Source organism: Streptococcus oralis (assembly GCF_001578945.1).
GTDB lineage: Bacteria > Bacillota > Bacilli > Lactobacillales > Streptococcaceae > Streptococcus > Streptococcus oralis_Q.
In genome coordinates this window covers 467,893-468,838 of sequence record NZ_KQ969551.1, presented here as the reverse complement: position 1 = coordinate 468,838, position 946 = coordinate 467,893, and the positions used below count along the sequence as shown (strand labels likewise).

Annotated in this window: 1 protein-coding gene; it reads left to right on the top strand. The window is 40.6% G+C overall.

Features of this window, described 5'->3' with window-relative positions; genetic code table 11:
• The first annotated feature begins 112 nt into the window (after nucleotides 1-112).
• The gene (locus SORDD16_RS04935; protein WP_061452576.1) at nucleotides 113-859 is read left to right on the top strand and encodes a DUF6261 family protein; all 747 of its coding nucleotides are present in this window, start codon (nucleotides 113-115) and stop codon (nucleotides 857-859) included.
• Nucleotides 860-946: the final 87 nt, after the last annotated feature.

The window sequence follows — 946 nt, the reverse complement described above, 5'->3', positions numbered from 1 at the left end:
ATTTCTCATTTTCCTTAAAAAGGAAAGTATTAAATTTTACTAGGGATAATATTCCTAAAAATAATCATTTTGATGATAACGATACATATTTAAAAACGAAAGAAGGTAATATATGAAACAGATGTATGGTGTAACAGGTTTACAAATAAAATCTCTTGATGCTAACGAATTCTTCCAACTTCTATCTGCGAGCAAGGACGAGTTGGGGGCTTTTACAAAAGCCAATAAGTCTGAGCAGGTTTATGCAACGAAGCTTGGGGATATGGAAAAACTTCTTGAGACCTTGCAAGCTGGTTTGCACCGTTCCAAGGCCAGTCAAACGGTGGCTAGTCTGGAAGCCTCTGATCGTGAGCGTGATGATGCGCTTTCTACCTTGACCAGTTTGGTCAAGGCCTTCTCTCGTGTCAAAGAGGCAAGTAGCAAGGAAGCTTACGACAAACTCAGCAAACTTTTCAAACATTATGCTGGGCTAACGAATATGAGCTACGAAAAAGAGACGGAAGCTATTAACCATTTTCTCAAGGAACTAAAAGATACTGACTACCAAACTGCCCTTTCAACCCTGCATTTGACAACTCATGTAGAAACCTTGACAAAGGCGCAGGCTCAGTTTGAAAAAGCCTATAAGGAGCGCTTGGCTGAGCAAAAAGGAAAGGCACCTAGTCAAAACAAGGAAGTCCGTGCGAAACTACAAGAAATCTATGACTTCCTTGTGGATTTTACTGCCATCAACGCCTATGCTTATCCAGATAAAAAGCAGTATGCCGATCTCCGTGACCATCTCAACGCTATCCGTAGTCGCTATAAAAAATTAACACCAAAGAAAAGCAAGCAAGAAGCAGCAGGCGAGGAAAAGTAGGATTCTTCTAAAGAAGCCCTCACAGATAGACGAAGGCTTGGAGTATAAAGCGAAGTTTTGAAGTTCTAAAAGAATAGAAATGGGAAG